The organism is Klebsiella sp. 7-CIP_Kleb., from assembly GCF_050378655.1.
GTDB classification, from domain to species: domain Bacteria; phylum Pseudomonadota; class Gammaproteobacteria; order Enterobacterales; family Enterobacteriaceae; genus Klebsiella; species Klebsiella quasipneumoniae.
On sequence record NZ_JBNRLJ010000006.1, the window covers coordinates 244,041 to 262,343 of the forward strand.

The 18,303-nt window shown below is 58.1% G+C and carries 15 protein-coding genes; 9 read left to right on the forward strand and 6 right to left on the reverse strand.

The window, feature by feature from the left end; translation table 11 throughout:
• Positions 1 to 209 precede the first annotated feature (209 nt).
• Together ACQUTI_RS20055 and ACQUTI_RS20060 are read left to right on the forward strand one after the other, a co-directional pair.
• Positions 210 to 1,610, forward strand: a complete 1,401-nt coding sequence (locus tag ACQUTI_RS20055; RefSeq protein WP_048293888.1) for an MFS transporter — start codon at positions 210 to 212, stop codon at positions 1,608 to 1,610.
• A gap of 9 nt (positions 1,611 to 1,619) precedes the next feature.
• On the forward strand, positions 1,620 to 3,569 hold the full coding sequence (locus ACQUTI_RS20060; RefSeq protein ID WP_049115155.1) for a glycoside hydrolase family 127 protein: 1,950 nt from the start codon (positions 1,620 to 1,622) through the stop codon (positions 3,567 to 3,569).
• 74 nt (positions 3,570 to 3,643) lie between these two features.
• Here the strand turns inward: ACQUTI_RS20060 and selB are convergent, their stop codons facing one another.
• The 5 genes from selB to ACQUTI_RS20085 form a co-directional block, all read right to left on the reverse strand.
• Entirely contained in the window at positions 3,644 to 5,485 is a 1,842-nt protein-coding gene (gene selB, locus ACQUTI_RS20065; RefSeq protein ID WP_049115157.1) for a selenocysteine-specific translation elongation factor, read from the reverse strand.
• Positions 5,482 to 6,870 (reverse strand): L-seryl-tRNA(Sec) selenium transferase, encoded by a 1,389-nt coding sequence (selA, locus tag ACQUTI_RS20070; protein ID WP_043522703.1) that lies wholly within the window; start codon positions 6,868 to 6,870, stop codon positions 5,482 to 5,484. Before selA ends, selB begins: the two co-directional genes overlap by 4 nt.
• A 105-nt stretch (positions 6,871 to 6,975) precedes the next feature.
• Positions 6,976 to 7,584 (reverse strand): glutathione S-transferase, encoded by a 609-nt coding sequence (locus tag ACQUTI_RS20075; RefSeq protein ID WP_043522705.1) that lies wholly within the window; start codon positions 7,582 to 7,584, stop codon positions 6,976 to 6,978.
• Positions 7,585 to 7,676: 92 nt separating this feature from the next.
• Positions 7,677 to 8,813 carry an HlyD family secretion protein gene (locus ACQUTI_RS20080; RefSeq protein ID WP_428923350.1) on the reverse strand — a complete coding sequence of 379 codons (1,137 nt, stop codon included), beginning with the start codon at positions 8,811 to 8,813 and terminating at the stop codon, positions 7,677 to 7,679.
• 3 nt (positions 8,814 to 8,816) lie between these two features.
• Positions 8,817 to 9,185: a DUF3302 domain-containing protein gene (locus tag ACQUTI_RS20085; protein ID WP_004205035.1), complete on the reverse strand. Its 369-nt coding sequence runs from the start codon at positions 9,183 to 9,185 to the stop codon at positions 8,817 to 8,819.
• Positions 9,186 to 9,723: 538 nt separating this feature from the next.
• Between ACQUTI_RS20085 and mtlA the strand changes: the two genes are divergently transcribed.
• The 3 genes from mtlA to mtlR all read left to right on the forward strand — a co-directional run bounded on the left by mtlA (position 9,724) and on the right by mtlR (position 13,478).
• Positions 9,724 to 11,631, forward strand: a complete 1,908-nt coding sequence (gene mtlA, locus ACQUTI_RS20090) for a PTS mannitol transporter subunit IICBA (protein ID WP_017900038.1) — start codon at positions 9,724 to 9,726, stop codon at positions 11,629 to 11,631.
• 102 nt (positions 11,632 to 11,733) lie between these two features.
• Positions 11,734 to 12,882 (forward strand): mannitol-1-phosphate 5-dehydrogenase, encoded by a 1,149-nt coding sequence (gene mtlD, locus ACQUTI_RS20095; RefSeq protein ID WP_428923351.1) that lies wholly within the window; start codon positions 11,734 to 11,736, stop codon positions 12,880 to 12,882.
• Complete coding sequence (mtlR, locus tag ACQUTI_RS20100; RefSeq protein ID WP_025999221.1) at positions 12,882 to 13,478, forward strand: mannitol operon repressor MtlR; 597 nt, start codon at positions 12,882 to 12,884, stop codon at positions 13,476 to 13,478. Before mtlD ends, mtlR begins: the two co-directional genes overlap by 1 nt.
• On the opposite strand, the gene ACQUTI_RS20105 is transcribed toward mtlR, so the two are convergent.
• Positions 13,467 to 13,691 carry a hypothetical protein gene (locus ACQUTI_RS20105; protein WP_002922402.1) on the reverse strand — a complete coding sequence of 75 codons (225 nt, stop codon included), beginning with the start codon at positions 13,689 to 13,691 and terminating at the stop codon, positions 13,467 to 13,469. The genes mtlR and ACQUTI_RS20105 overlap by 12 nt on opposite strands.
• Before the next feature lie 272 nt (positions 13,692 to 13,963).
• Here ACQUTI_RS20105 and ACQUTI_RS20110 point away from each other — a divergent pair, with 272 nt between their 5' ends.
• The 4 genes from ACQUTI_RS20110 to lldD all read left to right on the forward strand — a co-directional run bounded on the left by ACQUTI_RS20110 (position 13,964) and on the right by lldD (position 18,219).
• Positions 13,964 to 14,326 carry a YibL family ribosome-associated protein gene (locus tag ACQUTI_RS20110; protein ID WP_002922410.1) on the forward strand — a complete coding sequence of 121 codons (363 nt, stop codon included), beginning with the start codon at positions 13,964 to 13,966 and terminating at the stop codon, positions 14,324 to 14,326.
• 283 nt (positions 14,327 to 14,609) lie between these two features.
• A complete protein-coding gene (gene lldP / locus ACQUTI_RS20115) occupies positions 14,610 to 16,265 on the forward strand; it encodes an L-lactate permease (protein ID WP_094334449.1) in 1,656 nt (551 codons plus the stop codon).
• Positions 16,262 to 17,035 (forward strand): transcriptional regulator LldR, encoded by a 774-nt coding sequence (lldR, locus tag ACQUTI_RS20120; RefSeq protein ID WP_004205041.1) that lies wholly within the window; start codon positions 16,262 to 16,264, stop codon positions 17,033 to 17,035. Before lldP ends, lldR begins: the two co-directional genes overlap by 4 nt.
• On the forward strand, positions 17,035 to 18,219 hold the full coding sequence (lldD, locus tag ACQUTI_RS20125) for an FMN-dependent L-lactate dehydrogenase LldD (protein WP_122542186.1): 1,185 nt from the start codon (positions 17,035 to 17,037) through the stop codon (positions 18,217 to 18,219). The genes lldR and lldD overlap by 1 nt, the downstream gene beginning before the upstream one ends.
• Positions 18,220 to 18,303 lie beyond the last annotated feature (84 nt).

Below are 18,303 nucleotides of genomic sequence, written 5' to 3' on the forward strand. Positions count from 1 at the left end.
TCCAACTGATTATTAATCATAAATTAACGCCTTTCCGGATCGGAATCACACTTTTATGACAAAGTCGGAATCGTTCTCTTTTTATACTTTTCCCTTCCCTTGTTGCCTCGTTTATTCGGTGCAAAATAATTAATGTATTTGCAAAAGACAAAAAATGTCCGCCGGCCAGACAGCGGAATAATTCTGAACATTATCTTCGGGAGTTATTTATGACTACGGCTCCGATTACGACAAGCGACCTCACGAAGCACATGCAGGACGACAAATTATCTCTCCGTGAAAAAATAGGCTATGGTCTGGGCGACGCCGGTGGCACGGTCATCACCTGCCTGATCATGAACTTTCTCACTTTTTTCTATACTGACGTCTTTGGGCTCACCCCGGCGCTGGTCGGTACTCTGTTCCTTGCGCTGCGCGTGTTTGATGCTATTTCCGATCCGATCATGGGCGTCCTCGCCGATCGGACCCAAAGCCGATGGGGACGTTTTCGCCCCTGGCAGCTATGGATTGCGGTTCCTATTGCAGCGATCGGCGTGCTGACCTTTACCGTGCCGGATGCCGGCATGGGGGTAAAAATCGCCTGGGCCTTCGGCACTTACCTGCTGCTTTCAGTCAGCTATACCGCGATTAACGTCCCTTACTGCGCGCTCATTAATACGATGACCACTCGCCATAGCGAGGTGATCTCCTGCCAGGCATGGCGCTTTGTACTATGCGGCGTGGCAGGATTCCTGGTCTCCGTGGGCCTGCCGTGGTTGGTAAAAGCGCTCGGTCAGGGGAATACCGCCCAGGGTTATCAGTATGGTGTCGGCGTACTGTGCGCCATCGCGGCGGTGATGTTTCTGTGCTGCTTTTTCTGGGTACGTGAGCGTGTTTCCCTGGAGATGCTCGGCAAATTCACCCTGCGCGAACATATCGCCGGTCTGCGTAAAAACGATCAGCTGTTACTCATGCTGGCGATGTCATTCCTGTTGATCAACGTGTTTAACATTCGCGGTGGCGGCTACATGTACTTCATTACCTATGTACTCGGCGGCTCTACTGGCTATACATCGCTGTTTTTCACCATGGTCACCTTTTCCTCGATTCTGGGCGCCGCGATCGTCAATTGGCTGTCGCGCCACGTTGATACCGTCAAGCTCTATTACTACACCAATGTGGTACTGGCCTTACTGGCGGTCGGAATGTGGTTCCTGCCCACCGGTCCGTCCTGGCAAACGCTGTGGCTGGCGGTCATTCTCGGCAATGGCATCATCCTGGGCTTTACCCTACCGCTGCATTTTTCGTTGATGGCCTTCTCTGATGATTATGGCGAATGGAAGACGGGTGTCCGTTCGTCGGGGATGAACTTTGCTTTCAACCTGTTCTTTATCAAGCTGGCATGGGCCTCCAGTGCGGGCATTATCAGCCTGGTATTTATCTACGTCGCTTATCAACCCGGCGCCAGCAACCAGACTCCATCCTCACTATCGGGGATCACGGCGATGGAAACCCTGCTGCCCGCGCTGTTCCATCTGTTGCTGGCCTTCGCTATCCGCGCCTGCAAGCTCAACAATCCCATGATGTCGCGTATTGCAGCCGATCTGCGCGCACGTCACGTTCAGTCTTAAGGAGAAATCATGGAAGTCGATCTGCACAAACTGAAAGTTAACGATCCGTTTCTGGGTCAGTATCAGCAACTGGTGCGTGATGTCGTCATTCCCTACCAGTGGGAGGCCCTCAATGACCGGATCGCCGAGGCTGAGCCCAGCCATGCGATAGAAAACTTCCGTATCGCCGCAGGTCAGCAGGCAGGAGAATTCTACGGAATGGTGTTCCAGGATAGCGATGTGGCGAAATGGCTGGAGGCCGTCGCCTGGTCATTGTGCCAGAAGCCAGATGCGGAACTGGAAAAAACCGCCGACGAGGTGATTGAGCTGATTGCCGCCGCGCAATGTGAAGATGGTTATCTGAACACCTATTTTACGGTGAAAGCGCCCGGGGAACGCTGGACCAATCTCGCCGAATGCCATGAATTGTACTGTGCCGGTCACCTGATTGAGGCTGGGGTGGCATTCTTCCAGGCGACCAGTAAACGCCGCCTGCTGGAGGTGGCATGTCGCCTCGCCGATCATATCGACAGCGTGTTTGGTCCCGACGACAATCAACTGCACGGCTACCCGGGACACCCTGAAATAGAGCTGGCGTTAATGCGTTTGTACGATGTGACTCAGGAACCACGCTATATGGCGCTGGCTAATTACTTCGTTGAACAGCGTGGGACACAGCCGCATTTCTATGACATCGAGTATGAAAAACGCGGCAAAACTTCCTTCTGGAATACCTATGGGCCGGCGTGGATGGTGATGGATAAACCCTACAGCCAGGCGCATTTGCCGCTTGCCGAACAGACCACCGCTGTGGGTCACGCGGTTCGCTTTGTTTATTTAATGGCCGGCGTAGCGCACCTTGCGCGCCTGAGCAAGAACGAAGGCAAACGCCAGGATTGCCTGCGGTTATGGAAAAACATGGTCCAGCGTCAGCTGTATATTACGGGCGGCATTGGCTCACAGAGCAGCGGGGAAGCCTTCAGCAGCGATTACGACCTGCCGAATGATACCGTTTATGCGGAAAGCTGCGCCTCTATCGGGCTGATGATGTTCGCGCGCCGCATGCTGGAACTGGAAGCCGACAGCCAATATGCTGATGTAATGGAGCGCGCGCTGTACAATACCGTTCTGGGCGGTATGGCGCTGGACGGTAAACATTTCTTTTACGTCAACCCCTTGGAAGTGCAGCCTAAGTCTTTAAAATTCAATCATATTTATGACCATGTTAAGCCTGTTCGTCAGCGTTGGTTCGGCTGTGCCTGCTGCCCACCGAATATCGCTCGTCTTCTGACCTCACTGGGGCATTATATCTACACGCCACGCGAGGAGGCGTTGTATATCAATCTCTATGTCGGCAATCAGGTCGAGATCCCGGTTGGGGAAAAGACGTTACGCCTGCGTATCAGCGGTGACTATCCCTGGCGGGAACAGGTCAAAATTGTCATCGAATCACCGTCAACAGTGAACCATACGCTGGCGCTGCGTCTACCTGACTGGTGCGAGGGTCCGCACATCACCCTGAACGGCGCGCCGGTCACGCAGGATATTCGCCAGGGCTATCTGCATATCCATCATCTCTGGCAGGAAGGTGACACCCTGATGCTTACCTTGCCGATGCCGGTTCGCCGGGTATATGGCAATCCGCTTGTTCGTCACCAGGCAGGCCAGGTCGCGCTGCAGCGCGGTCCACTGGTCTATTGTCTCGAACAAGCTGATAACGGCGAAGCGCTGCATAACCTGCTGCTGCCACGCGATGCCAGGTTCACGGTGTTTGAAGGAAAGGGGCTGTTTGCTCGCAACATGTTGATTCAGGCTCCAGGCTACAGAAAACATGCAGAAAACGCCGACGCGCAGAATCTCTGGAGCTACGATCACCCGCTGGCCACCCCCCATTCACAGACGCTGACCTTTATTCCCTGGTTTAGCTGGGCAAACCGCGGAGAAGGCGAAATGCGTATCTGGGTACGGGAAGCCGAATAAGGCCCGGCACAGCGCGACCTCCTCTTCCCCGGCAACACAGCGTTCGCTGTCCGCCGGGGAGCAGGCGTTAATGATTACAGAAACAACGCCTTATCGCGCAGGATATGATCGTTGCCGCGACGGCGGGTGAAGCCAATCCGATCGAAATATTCCAGGATCTGGATCGCCAGCTTCCGCCCTACGTTTAAGGTATCGCGAAAATCCGCCGCGCAGGTTGACCCGCGCAGTTGATCCAGCTCGCGCACCCGCTGGGCGAACTGCACAATGCGATCGTTGCGGTAGTAACGATCCTTGACGATCGCGGTAATTATCCCCTGCTGCGCCGCCTGGCGCAGCACCGCGCGCATCAGGGACTCTTCAACATGGACTTCGCGCGCGAGATCGCGCACCCACCAGGGATCATCGCCGAACAGGGCCTCCACCTTCTGCCAGACCGCCTGCTGCTCGTCGGTAAACCCGGCTTTATGCTCGGGCAGATGCAGCCAGCCGTGATGGCTGCGGACTAAGCCGCTCTCGCGCATCTGCTCAATCAGCAGCAGCACCAGCGCTTCATCTTCCATCGGCAGCGCGATGCGGCGCAGGCGCTCCCGGCCAGGGCCCGGCTCGTCGCGATGCTGTTCATGGTAGCGCGCCAGGGCATCCAACAATTTTCGCTGCCAGCGGGCGGCAAGCGGCGCGCTAAGCAAGCGCTGTCCGGCCTGCAGATAGTCAGGCCGCTGGATCAAGGCCGCCATTCCGGTTTCACTCAGCTGCCGAGCCCAGGCGAAGCGCTCAAGCCGGACGGCGTCCCGCTGCAGATGCAGCTCCAGGGCCTGCGCATCGTCAGCGCCAACCGCCGCCAGGGCGTGCAACCACTGCAAATACTCCGGTTTACGCTTGCCGCGGCGCGGGGGATCCAGCGTCACCACTCGTGCGCCGGCCAACGTCAAGCGAGCAGAGATATCGCGTAGTACCAGCCGGTCGTTATCCGCCAGCCACAGCGGGGTATCCAGCACCAGCTCCGCCAGGTCGCCCTCAAGGAGCGACACCCGGCCGGTGATGTGGCTGGCAGCGTGGTGAATATGCAGCGGCTGCCACTGGCTGAGTGGCGTATGGCACTGCAGTTCGACAATCACCCGCTCTGCAGGCTCCGGCGGCGGGGTAGAGAGCAGCCAGTCGCCGCGGTGCAATGCCTCTTTCTGCGCATCGCCGACAATGTTCAGCGCAATACGCTGCCCGGCTTGCGCCTGCTCAACCGCTTGATTCTGGGCATGCAGACCGCGGACGCGCATCGGCGTGTTGACGCCGGTAAGCCACAGGGTATCCCCGACCCGTACTTCGCCGGAGAGCGCCGTCCCGGTGACCACCAGCCCCGCCCCTTTGACGGTGAAAGCGCGATCCAGCGCCAGGCGAAAACGCCGCTGCTGCGGATGGGGGCGCTCCGCAAGCTGCAGCAGATGGCTGCGCAGTTCGGCAATACCGAGGTTTTCCACCGCCGCGGTGGGGAAGAAAGCGGCGGCGTCAAAGCCAAGTTCGCGCAGGGCCTGCTCGACCTCCGCCTGAACCTCCGCCACCCGGGCGGCCGTCACGCGGTCCGTCTTGGTGAGCGCCACGGTCAGCGTCGGCTTTCCGGTCAGCTGCAGGATCGCCAGGTGTTCGCGGGTTTGCGCCATCACCCCGTCATCGCAGGCCACCACCAGCAGCGCATGGTCGATCCCACCCACCCCCGCCAGCATGTTGGACAAAAACTTTTCGTGCCCGGGCACGTCAATAAACCCCAGCACCCGCCCGTCCGGCTGCGGCCAGTAGGCATAGCCGAGATCGATCGTCATTCCCCGCGCTTTCTCTTCCGGCAGACGATCGGCATTCACGCCGGTTATCGCCTGCAGCAGCGTCGTTTTGCCGTGGTCAACATGTCCAGCGGTGGCAATAATCATCGTAACAACATCTCCATAAACCGGGTTTCATCTTCCAGACAGCGCAGATCCAGCCAGAGCCGGCCGTCATAAATGCGGCCAATCACCGGGCATGGCAGCCTGCGCCAGCGGGCCGCCAAAGCCTCCAGCCGGCTGCCGCGGCCGTCATGGGGGGTAAAGGTCAACGCCGCGCCAGGCAGACGGTCGACGGGTAACGAGCCGCTGCCAATCTGCGACTGGCAGGCTGCCACGTTGACGGCAAAATCAGCATAGTGTGCCGCCAGGGCAGGCTGCAGGCGTTCAGCCTGCCGGCGGATCTCGTCCGCCGGGCGGGTGAGCAGGCGCAGCGTCGGTAAGGTTTCCCGCAGCGCTTCCGGATGCTGATAGAGGCGCAGCGTGGCTTCCAGCGCCGCGAGAGTCATTTTATCCGCGCGCAGGGCCCGCTTCAGCGGATGGCTCTGCAGGCGGGCAATCAGCGCGCGTTTGCCGACGATAATTCCGGCCTGCGGGCCGCCGAGCAGCTTGTCGCCAGAGAAACTGACCAGGCTCACCCCGGCGGCGATCATCTCTTGCGGCATCGGCTCCTTCGGCAGGCCATACTGACTGAGATCCACCAGCGACCCGCTGCCCAGGTCGGCCACTACCGGGACGTCCAGCTCGCGGCCGATGACCGCCAGCTCCGCTTCGTCGACGGCTTTGGTAAAGCCTTCAATGCTGTAGTTGCTGGTGTGGACCTTCATCAGCAAGGCGGTATTGTCATTCACCGCCTGGCGATAGTCTTTGGCGTGGGTGCGGTTGGTGGTGCCCACTTCGTGCAGCTGACAACCTGCCTGACGCATCACGTCGGGAATGCGGAACGCCCCGCCGATCTCCACCAGCTCGCCGCGGGAGACCACCACCTCCCTGCCGCTGGCGGTGGCCGCCAGCATCAGCAGCACGGCCGCCGCGTTGTTGTTCACGATACAGGCATCTTCCGCGCCGGTGATCTGGCACAGCAGATCGGCAATAGCGCGATCGCGATGGCCGCGCCCGGCGTCGTCGAGATCATATTCGAGCGTCACCGGCGCGCGCATCGCGCTGACGACCGCCTCCACCGCCGCCTCAGCCTGGATGGCGCGCCCGAGATTGGTGTGCAGCACCGTACCGGTGAGATTAAACACCGGACGCAGGGCACTCTGCCGGCTGGCGGTCAGCCGTTGCGCGCAGGCACTCAGCCAGTCATGGCTCCAGTCAGGCAGTGTCTGACACTGGCGGATCTGTTCCCGCGCCTCGTCCAGCATCTGGCGCAGCTGCGTCACCACCTGCGAATGGCCGTGCTGCACCAGCAGGGAGGAAAAAGCGGGGTCGCGGAGTAAGCGGTCAATGGCCGGAAGCCGGGTATAAAGCGCATGAATTTCGGTAGTCATGAATGGGCCTGGCGGTAAGTTATTTTCCCCCCTCCCGACGGGAGAGGGAGTCAACAATCAGCGGCGATTGTAACGCCTCCTTGCGCAAACTGTTACCTGCCTGGGTCAAGTCCGCGGCGGTTCGGTGCGCGCAAAGCTGGCGCGCTGGAACAGCGCATCCACCAACTTCACCAACTGCGGCCGGGTGGCGCACCAGCCCGGCGCCACCCGGCGAAAGTTCAGGTAGGCAATGGCGCAGGCCGTAGAGATGGTCGCCAGATTGACCTCGTCGCCGCGTAGCGTTCCGTCCGCCGCGCAGGCTTCCAGCCTGTCGAGGCCGCGCGCCACTTTCTCCCGCTGGCGGAGCAGCTCTTGCTCTGACTGTTGGACCGCAGGGCGAGCTTTTTCGCGCACCAGCGCCTGGGCGGCCTCCATCACCCCATCTGCCAGCGCTTCAAGCTGGCGCATCCTGAGAGCGGCTCTGGGATCGGCGGGGATCATCGGCGGCGCCACGCCCAGCAGCTCGAGATACTGCGCGATAACCGGAGAGTCAAACCAGCATTCGCCGTCATCTGTCACCAGCGCCGGCACTTTGCCCAGCGGGTTATAGCGCGACACGCCGTTGCTTTCGCTGTAGGGGGATTCGTTGACAAATTCAAAAGGGATGCGCTTTTCCAGCAGGATCACCGATATTTTGCGCACAAAGGGACTGGTGTAGCTGCCGATCAGTTTCATAGCCTGCTCCTTATCGCCAACAAAGATATGAGTATGGCTCAGGGCGAGGTAAAAGGCAGGTGAGCATCCCGCTCAACCTGCCGCCGATCGCATTAATGGTCGAGATAGAGGTAGTGCATCCAGCTGGTCATGCGTAGCAGCACTTTACGCATCACCGAAACGTGGGCGAAATGGTCGGAGTAGACCGCCACCTGCGCATAGATGCCATCGGGTAGTGCATCGATTTCGGCATTCGGATCGAGCTCAATGGTCGCCAGCACGCCATCGCTGCCCGGCGTCACGGTCAGCGACTGCAACGCCCCCTGCGCCTGATAGGTTCCCCCCGGCACCACCGGTAAAATGCTCACCAGTTTGCCGTGGAATACCTGTCCGGGCAGGGCATTAAACACCGCTTCCGCGTCGTCGCCCTTCTCCAGCCTTAACAGCGAATTTTGCCTGAACTGGGCGACGATCAGCCTTTTTTGCTCAGGGATAAACACCATCACCGGCCGCAGCGGCAGCGAGGCAGCGTAGGTCCCCGGACGGATCAACACTTGAGTGATATACCCATCGCTGGGCGCCCGCACGGTAGTCTGGTCGAGATTGTACTTCGCCTCCGCCAGCTGGGCGCGCAGGCTAACCACCTGCGACTGCTCGCCGTTGATCATGCTGTCCAGCTGGCTCTGGATCTGCGCCTGTTCCGCTACCGACGCCTTGACCAGCGCGTCCTGAGCCAGGTAATTCTGCCGGGCGTTATCGATGTCGCTTTCTGAGAACGGATTCACCCGGGCCTTGCTCCCTTTCAGGTAACGTTGATAGTCTTTATATAAGCGATCGCGTTCCGCCGATACGCGAGTGGTGTTGGCCTGGGCTTCAGAGAGCTGCGCCTTGAGGGTGTTAATACTGTGCAGCGCTGTCACCAGGTCGGCCTGCAGACGGTCGACCCGCGCCTGATAGCGCGCCGGGTCAATAGTAAAAAGCACCTCGCCCTTTTTGACGCGCTGATTCGCTTTGTCGGTGACGCTGTCAACTACTCCGGTAACCTGCGGCGTGATAGGAATAGATATCACCGCCTTTTGCGCCAGAAAGGTGTAAGGGTGGTTATAGTTCATTAATAAAATAAGCGCGCTAACAATAAATACGCCCCCCAGCGCCGCGGTGGGAACTGTCCATTTATTTACCGGTATTTTGAAAATTTTAAATATCGACCAGGCGATAGCCACGTAGGTCAAAATTATCAACAGATCCATAGTTTATTTCTCCGCCGCAGAGGTGGACTGTGGCCGCTGGATGGCCGCCACCTGATGTTCAAGGTCGCTCAGTCGTTGGCGAAGCTGTTGTATATCGCTTTCTTTTTCAGGTTCGTCGGGGTCCGTATTCGCCTTATGCTGCATGCCCCAGCCGCGCTCAGGTTGGTACAGCGTGGCCCATATCCATAAAAACGGCCAGATGACATGGAGAGTAAAAAGACTGACCCATCCGGCGACATGAATAGCATCGGAATGGGGGTGGTTGCGTTTTTTGGCAATCAAATAAGGAATATCGTGAATAACGATAATCCCATAAAAAATGACCAGAAAAACGAAGATCAGAACACCCAGCGCAAAATAATTGAGAAACATAATTCCCTCGGCTTTACGCTAATAATTTATATAAATTTTATTCACGCCCCACTGACATCCGGGCCGCTGATTTGAGCATAATTCACCCCTTTCATTTTTGCCATCCGGTGGAAAAAAGTTATTTAACCAACATGGTTGCTTAGTTACACAGCCACCTCGCCCTGGCCGCAAAACCGGGCCGAGATCACAGCGGCGAAAATCCACCGCGAAATTCTTTGTGATCAAAATCACAAACAAACAACAAAAACACGAAACAAAATTGTGACAAATATCACACAAAATCGCAGATTAGCGGCAAAAACGACGGTCTGTTGTTTTTTTACACAGCAATTATGTGATCACAATCACTACAAAACCCACCGCGCACCCTATATTCATGTGATCTACATCACATAAAAAGGCGTTGGCTGGACAGCTAAACGATTCAGTGCCAGATTTCGCACTATCAATCAGGGCCCGGCTACCTCTGCCGCCACATTAACAACAAACCTCGGGCTTTTAGCCTGCGCGATACGCAAAACAGAAGAAGGGGTGTTTTATGTCATCCGATATCAAGATCAAAGTGCAAAGCTTTGGTCGTTTTCTCAGCAATATGGTGATGCCGAATATCGGCGCGTTTATCGCGTGGGGTATCATCACCGCGCTTTTCATTCCGACAGGGTGGTTGCCAAACGAAACGCTGGCGAAGCTGGTCGGTCCGATGATCACCTACCTGCTGCCGCTGCTGATCGGTTACACCGGCGGTAAATTAGTCGGCGGCGAACGTGGCGGCGTGGTCGGGGCGATCACCACCATGGGCGTTATCGTCGGCGCGGATATGCCGATGTTCCTCGGCTCCATGATTGCCGGCCCGCTGGGCGGCTACTGCATCAAGAAGTTCGATAACTGGGTCGACGGTAAGATCAAATCCGGTTTTGAAATGCTGGTGAATAACTTCTCCGCCGGCATCATCGGGATGATCCTCGCTATTCTTGCCTTCCTCGGCATCGGCCCGGCGGTAGAAGTTCTGTCGAAAATTCTGGCGGCTGGCGTTAACTTCATGGTGGCGCACGACATGCTGCCGCTGGCGTCTATCTTCGTGGAACCGGCGAAAATCCTGTTCCTTAACAACGCCATCAACCACGGTATCTTCTCGCCGCTGGGTATTCAGCAGTCCCACGAGCTGGGTAAATCCATCTTCTTCCTGATTGAAGCGAACCCGGGTCCGGGGATGGGCGTTCTGCTGGCGTACATGTTCTTTGGCCGCGGCAGCGCTAAACAGTCTGCAGGCGGGGCGGCTATCATCCACTTCCTGGGTGGTATCCATGAAATCTATTTCCCGTACGTGCTGATGAACCCGCGTCTGATCCTGGCCGTTATCCTCGGCGGGATGACCGGTGTCTTCACCCTGACCATCCTCAACGGCGGTCTGGTCTCTCCGGCTTCCCCGGGCTCTATCCTGGCGGTGCTGGCGATGACGCCGAAAGGAGCCTACTTCGCGAACATCGCAGCCATTATCGCCGCGATGGCGGTCTCCTTCGTGGTCTCTGCGGTTCTGCTGAAGACCAGCAAAGTCAAAGAAGAAGACGATATCGAAGCGGCAACCCGTCGTATGCATGACATGAAGGCGCAATCAAAAGGCGCCAACCCGCTGGCGGCAGGCAATGTCACCAACGACCTGAGCCATGTGCGGAAAATCATCGTCGCTTGCGACGCCGGGATGGGTTCCAGCGCCATGGGCGCCGGGGTACTACGCAAGAAAGTGCAGGATGCCGGCCTGAGCAACATCTCGGTCACCAACAGCGCGATCAATAATCTGCCGCCGGATGTTGACCTGGTGATCACCCACCGCGACCTGACCGAGCGCGCCATGCGCCAGGTACCGCAGGCGCAGCATATTTCGCTGACCAACTTCCTCGACAGCGGTCTCTACACCAGCCTGACCGAGCGTCTGGTGGCGGCCCAGCGCCACATCGACAACGAAGTCAAAGTCACTGATAGCCTGAAAGACAGCTTTGATGATACTGACAAAAACCTGTTCAAGCTGGGTGCGGATAACATCTTCCTCGGTCGCAAAGCGGCCACAAAAGAAGAAGCCATCCGCTTCGCCGGCGAGCAACTGGTGAAAGGCGGCTACGTTGAGCCGGAATATGTGCAGGCGATGCTGGACCGCGAAAAACTGACCTCGACCTATCTTGGCGAGTCCATCGCGGTGCCGCACGGCACCATCGAAGCGAAAGACCGCGTGCTGAAAACCGGCGTCGTCTTCTGCCAGTACCCGGAAGGGGTGCGCTTTGGGGAAGATGAAGACGATGTTGCCCGCCTGGTGATCGGCATCGCCGCCCGCAACAACGAGCACATTCAGGTGATTACCAGCCTGACCAACGCGCTGGATGACGAAACGGTGATTGAGCGACTGGCGAACACCACCAGCGTCGACGACGTACTGGCGCTGCTGAATAAATAAACAGACCGGTCCATTCCCTCTCCTTTTTGGAGAGGGTTTGGGTGAGGGGAAAAGCCTCACCCCAGCCCTCTCAGGTAAAAACATTAATTGAAGGTTACTACTATGAAAGCATTACATTTTGGCGCAGGTAATATCGGACGTGGCTTTATCGGTAAACTGCTGGCCGACGCGGGCATCGAACTGACGTTTGCCGATGTTAATCAGACCGTACTTGATGCCCTGAATGCCCGTCATAGCTACCAGGTTCAAGTCGTTGGCGAAAATGAGCAGGTGGATACCGTCTCCGGCGTGAATGCCGTCAGCAGCATTGGCGACGAGGTCGTGGATCTGATCGCCAGCGTCGACCTGGTGACCACTGCCGTCGGTCCCGTGGTCCTTGAGCGCATCGCCCCGGCCATCGCCAAAGGGCTGGCGAAGCGCAAAGCGCAGGGCACCGAACGCCCGCTGAACATTATCGCCTGCGAAAATATGGTGCGCGGCACAACGCAGTTAAAAGGCCACGTATTTAACGCCCTGGCGGAGGAAGATAAGGCCTGGGTGGAAACCCATATCGGCTTCGTCGACTCCGCCGTTGACCGTATCGTGCCGCCATCGGCGTCCGCTACCCATGACCCGCTGGAAGTCACCGTGGAAACCTTCAGCGAATGGATCGTCGATAAAACCCAGTTCAAGGGCGAACTGCCGACCATCCCGGGAATGGAATTAACTGATAACCTGATGGCATTTGTCGAGCGCAAGCTCTTCACCTTGAACACCGGGCATGCTATAACCGCCTACCTCGGAAAACTGGCGGGCCACCAGACGATTCGCGATGCGATCCTCGACGAGAAAATTCGGGCCGTCGTGCAGGGCGCGATGGAGGAGAGCGGCGCGGTGCTGATCAAACGCTACGCCTTTGACCCGCAGAAGCACGCGGCTTATATCCAGAAAATTCTTGGCCGTTTCGAGAACCCGTACCTGAAAGACGATGTTGAGCGCGTTGGCCGTCAGCCGCTGCGCAAACTGAGCGCCGGCGACCGTTTAATTAAGCCGCTGCTGGGTACACTGGAATACGGCCTGCCGCACCGCAACCTGGTGAAAGGGATCGCGGCGGCGATGCATTTCCGTAGCGAAGACGATCCGCAGGCTCAGGAGCTGGCGGCGCTGATCGCCGACAAGGGGCCGCAGGCCGCGCTGGCCCAGATTTCCGGCCTTGACGCGGCAAGCGATGTCGTCGCGGAGGCCGTTAACGACTACAACGCGGTAAAATGATGCACAACCTGGCGCGACAGACGTCGCGCCCATTACGACTCCTGTCAGATATGCAGGCAATGATGGAAGAAACACAAGCATTTGAAAACCGTGTGCTTGAGCGTCTGAATGCTGGCAAAACCGTGCGAAGCTTCCTGATCGCCACCGTCGAGCTGTTAACGGAAGCGGTCAATATTCTGGTGCTTCAGGTGTTCCGTAAAGACGACTACGCGGTGAAATACGCCGTTGAGCCCTTGCTGGAGGGCAGCGGGCCGCTCGGCGATCTCTCTGTACGCCTGAAGCTGATTTATGGCCTTGGGGTGATAAGTCGTGCCGAATATGAAGACGCCGAGCTGCTGATGGCCCTGCGCGAGGAGCTTAATCACGACGGCAATGAGTACAGCTTTACCGACGACGAAATTATCGGTCCGTTCGGCGAACTGCACTGCGTCGCCGCCCTGCCGCCAACGCCGCAGTTTGATGACAGCGACGCCGAACTGCTGGCAATGCAGAAACTGCGTTACCAGCAGATGGTGCGTTCAACGATGGTGTTGTCCCTGACTGAGCTGATTTCACGAATCAGCTTAAAAAAAGCCTTCCAGAAATCAACGCTCTGATTCCGGCTCCGTCTGGTCGCAGGTCGGCCGGTAAAGCTGACGATAATATTCCAGACGCTGCAGAAACAACGCTTCCTTATCCTGCGGGATATCTCGCGGTACATGCTGCAGCCGCGGAGACTTTTTCAAATACTCCATAAACGCCTGACTGGAAGCCATAAAATCAACCGCTTTGTCGATTAAACGTGGTACGCCGTCGCCGATCTTTGCCATCACGTCCTCCTTTTGGGAATAATCTGATTAAGCATTAGCCAATTCACCGGCGTGGGTTAAGGAAAACGTGCTTATCTGCCGACCGGCTTCACAGAAATGAAATTAGAGCGGGTATCAGAAAGAATATTAATAAAATTCAAATTATTAGCAGGTTCAGGTATCGTATTCTGACGGCGATTAACGGCGAATTTTTGATAAATAGCTATCAACAATAGCGGTCACGGCACATACTATAGGCGAATGAAGCCCCTTTATTAACAGATCAAATCACCATGAAAGAAGTCGAAAAGAATGAAATCAAACGTCTGAGCGATCGTCTCGACGCCATCCGCCACCAGCAGGCCGAGCTGTCGCTGGTGGAAGCCGCCGATAAATACGCTGAGCTGGAAAAAGAAAAAGCCACTCTGGAAACGGAGATTGAACGTCTGCGTTCCGTCCAGAGCCAGAAGCTGAGCAAAGAGGCGCAAAAGCTGATGAGCCTGCCGTTCCGTCGCGCGATTACCAAAAAAGAGCAGGCCGATATGGGCAAGCTGAAGAAAAGCGTCCGCGGCCTGGTGGTCGTCCATCCGATGACCGCCCTGGGCCGGGAAATGGGTCTGAAAGAGATGACCGGTTTCGCCCGCAGCGAATTCTAATCCCCAGCCCTCTCCGTCCGGAGAGGGTTATTCTGTCCTACCGCCACCCTTTTTCGTCCCCTGCTGGCAGATTGGTCCAACCAATAAATTCATCTACCCCCCAGCAGTTCACAAATCCATCAAAATGCATCACAAACCCGTTGCCTGAGAGTAACATCTGGTTAACCATTCGTTGTCATCAACCCTGCTATCCCTAATTGGCCGGGCCAATTTTACCTAAGACGGATTCGGCAATGAGCGCAGACTCAGCCCACTCGTCCTGGCGGCCCGATGGAGACCCTGCATGAATCTCTGGCAACAAAACTACGATCCCGCCGGTAATATCTGGTTATCCAGTCTTATCGCATCGCTACCGATTCTGTTTTTCTTTTTTGCGCTGATTAAGCTCAAACTGAAAGGCTATCTCGCCGCTACCTGGACCGTTACGATCGCCCTGGCCGTCGCATTGCTGTTCTATAAAATGCCGGTGGACCGTGCCCTGGCCTCGGTAGTGTATGGCTTCTTCTACGGACTGTGGCCCATCGCGTGGATTATTATCGCCGCGGTCTTTGTCTATAAAATCTCGGTGAAGACCGGACAGTTCGACATTATCCGCTCGTCGATCCTGTCGATTACGCCTGACCAACGCCTGCAGATGCTGATCGTCGGATTCTCGTTCGGCGCCTTTCTCGAAGGGGCAGCGGGGTTTGGCGCGCCGGTGGCGATTACCGCGGCGCTGCTGGTCGGACTCGGGTTTAACCCGCTGTATGCGGCTGGTCTGTGCCTGATCGTCAACACCGCGCCGGTGGCCTTCGGCGCGATGGGCATCCCAATCCTGGTGGCCGGCCAGGTAACCGGTATCGACAGCTTCGCCATCGGACAGATGGTGGGCCGTCAGCTGCCGTTCCTGACCATTATCGTGCTGTTCTGGATCATGGCCATCATGGATGGCTGGCGGGGCATCAAAGAGACCTGGCCGGCGGTGATGGTCGCAGGCGGCTCGTTCGCTATCGCCCAGTACCTCAGCTCTAACTTCCTTGGCCCGGAGCTGCCGGACATCATCTCATCGCTGGTCTCCCTGGTCTGCCTGACCCTGTTCCTCAAACGCTGGCAACCGGTGCGCATCTTCCGCTTTGGCGACATCGGCGCCTCGCAGGTGGATATGACGCTGGCCCGCACGCGCTACACCGCAGGACAAGTGATCCGCGCCTGGTCGCCGTTCCTGTTCCTGACCGCCACCGTAACCCTGTGGAGCGTGCCGCCGTTCAAAGCGCTGTTCGCGCCGGGCGGCGCGATGTATGACTTCGTCATCAATTTTTCGGTGCCGTTCCTCGACAAAATGGTCGCCCGCATGCCGCCGGTGGTCAGCGCCGCGACGCCTTACGCCGCCATCTATAAGTTTGACTGGCTGTCGGCAACCGGCACCGCCATTCTGTTCGCCGCCCTGCTGTCCATCGTCTGGCTGCGTATGAAGCCGAAAGACGCGCTGACCACCTTCGCCGGGACGCTGAAGGACCTGGCGCTGCCGATCTACTCTATCGGCATGGTGCTGGCGTTCGCCTTTATCTCCAACTACTCCGGGCTGTCGTCAACCCTGGCCCTGGCGCTGGCCCATACCGGCCACGCGTTTACCTTCTTCTCGCCGTTCCTGGGCTGGCTGGGGGTATTCCTGACCGGTTCGGACACCTCGTCTAACGCCCTGTTCGCCGCGCTGCAGGCAACGGCGGCGCAGCAGATTGGCGTCTCCGATATCCTGCTGGTCGCGGCCAATACCACCGGCGGCGTCACCGGCAAGATGATTTCCCCACAGTCGATCGCCATCGCCTGCGCCGCGGTTGGCCTGGTGGGTAAAGAGTCGGATCTGTTCCGCTTTACCGTCAAACACAGCCTGATCTTCACCTGTATGGTGGGCCTGATCACCACGCTGCAGGCCTACGTTTTAACCTGGATGATCCCGTGATAGTGATGCCTAAACGCCTGGCCGACGATGTAGCCCGTCGCGTCCGGGCGCTGATTGAAGAACAACAGCTGGAGGCGGGCATGCGACTGCCCGCCGAGCGTCAGCTCGCCGCTCAGCTCGGCGTCTCGCGCAATTCCCTGCGCGAAGCGCTGGCGATGCTGGTCAATGAAGGGGTACTGCTGAGCCGTCGAGGCGGCGGCACTTTCGTCCGCTTTCAGCATGAACCGTGGTCGGAGCAAAACATCGTCCAGCCGCTGAAGACGCTACTAGCCGATGACCCTGACTACAGCTTCGACATCCTCGAGGCCCGCCACGCCATCGAAGCCAGCACCGCGTGGCACGCGGCGATGCGGGCCACCGACGCTGATAAAGAAAAAATTCGCCTGTGCTTTGAAGCGACCCAGAGCGAAGACCCGGATATCGCCTCGCAGGCGGACGTCCGCTTCCATCTGGCCATCGCCGAAGCCTCGCATAACGTGGTGCTCCTGCAAACCATGCGCGGCTTTTTCGACCTGCTGCACTCCTCCGTCAAGCAGAGCCGTCAGCGTATGTATCTGGTGCCGCCGGTATTTGCCCGCCTGACCGAACAGCACCAGGCCGTCATGGAGGCGATTGTCGCCGGCGACGCCGAGGCGGCGCGCCAGGCGATGATGGCCCACTTAGGCTTTGTCCACGCCACCATTAAACGTTTTGATGAAGACCAGGCCCGCCAGGCGCGAATTACCCGCCTGCCCGGCGATGCTATTGATAATTCCAGGGAGAATTCGTGATGATTATTTCCGCCGCCAGCGACTATCGCGCCGCCGCCCAGCATATCCTGCCGCCTTTCCTGTTCCACTATATCGACGGCGGGGCTTACGCCGAACATACCCTGCGCCGCAACGTGGAAGATCTCTCCGACGTGGCGTTACGCCAGCGTATTCTGCGCAATATGTCGGACCTGAGCCTCGAGACCACCCTCTTCAACGAGAAGCTGGCGATGCCGACGGCGCTGGCGCCGGTGGGGCTGTGTGGGATGTACGCCCGCCGCGGCGAAGTGCAGGCCGCCGGCGCAGCGGATGACAAAGGTATTCCGTTTACCCTCTCCACCGTTTCCGTCTGCCCAATTGAAGAGGTCGCCCCGACCATCAAGCGGCCGATGTGGTTCCAGCTGTACGTTCTGCGCGACCGCGGCTTTATGCGCAATGCGCTGGAGCGCGCTAAGGCGGCGGGTTGTTCAACGCTGGTCTTTACCGTCGATATGCCGACCCCCGGCGCCCGCTACCGCGACGCCCATTCCGGCATGAGCGGCCCGAACGCCGCCCTGCGCCGCTACTGGCAGGCGGTCACCCATCCGCAGTGGGCATGGGACGTTGGCCTCAACGGCCGTCCGCACGATCTGGGGAATATCTCCGCCTATCTCGGCCAGCCGACCGGCCTGGAGGATTACATCGGCTGGCTGGCGAATAACTTCGATCCATCGATTTCATGGAAAGACCTCGAGTGGATCCGTGATTTCTGGGACGGTCCGATGGTGATCAAAGGGATCCTCGACCCGGAGGACGCCCGCGACGCGGTGCGCTTTGGCGCCGACGGCATTGTGGTCTCCAACCACGGCGGCCGCCAGCTTGACGGCGTGCTCTCCTCCGCTCGCGCCCTGCCGGCAATTGCCGACGCCGTGAAAGGCGATATTACCATTCTCGCCGACAGCGGCATCCGCAACGGTCTCGACGTTGTGCGGATGATCGCCCTGGGCGCCGACAGCGTACTGCTGGGCCGCGCTTACCTGTACGCCCTGGCGACCCATGGCAAGCAGGGGGTGGCGAATCTGCTGAATCTAATCGAGAAAGAGATGAAGGTGGCGATGACCCTGACCGGCGCGAAAACCATCGAGGACATTAGCCGTGATTCGCTGGTGCAGAACGCGGAGGCGCTGCAGACCTTCGATGCGCTGAAGCAGCATAACGCGGCATAAGCTGCGCCGTTGTGCTCTCTCTCCTCACCCTCTCCCTCAGGGAGAGGGCCGGGGTGAGGGTTGACCAAATATCTGCTATTCTGC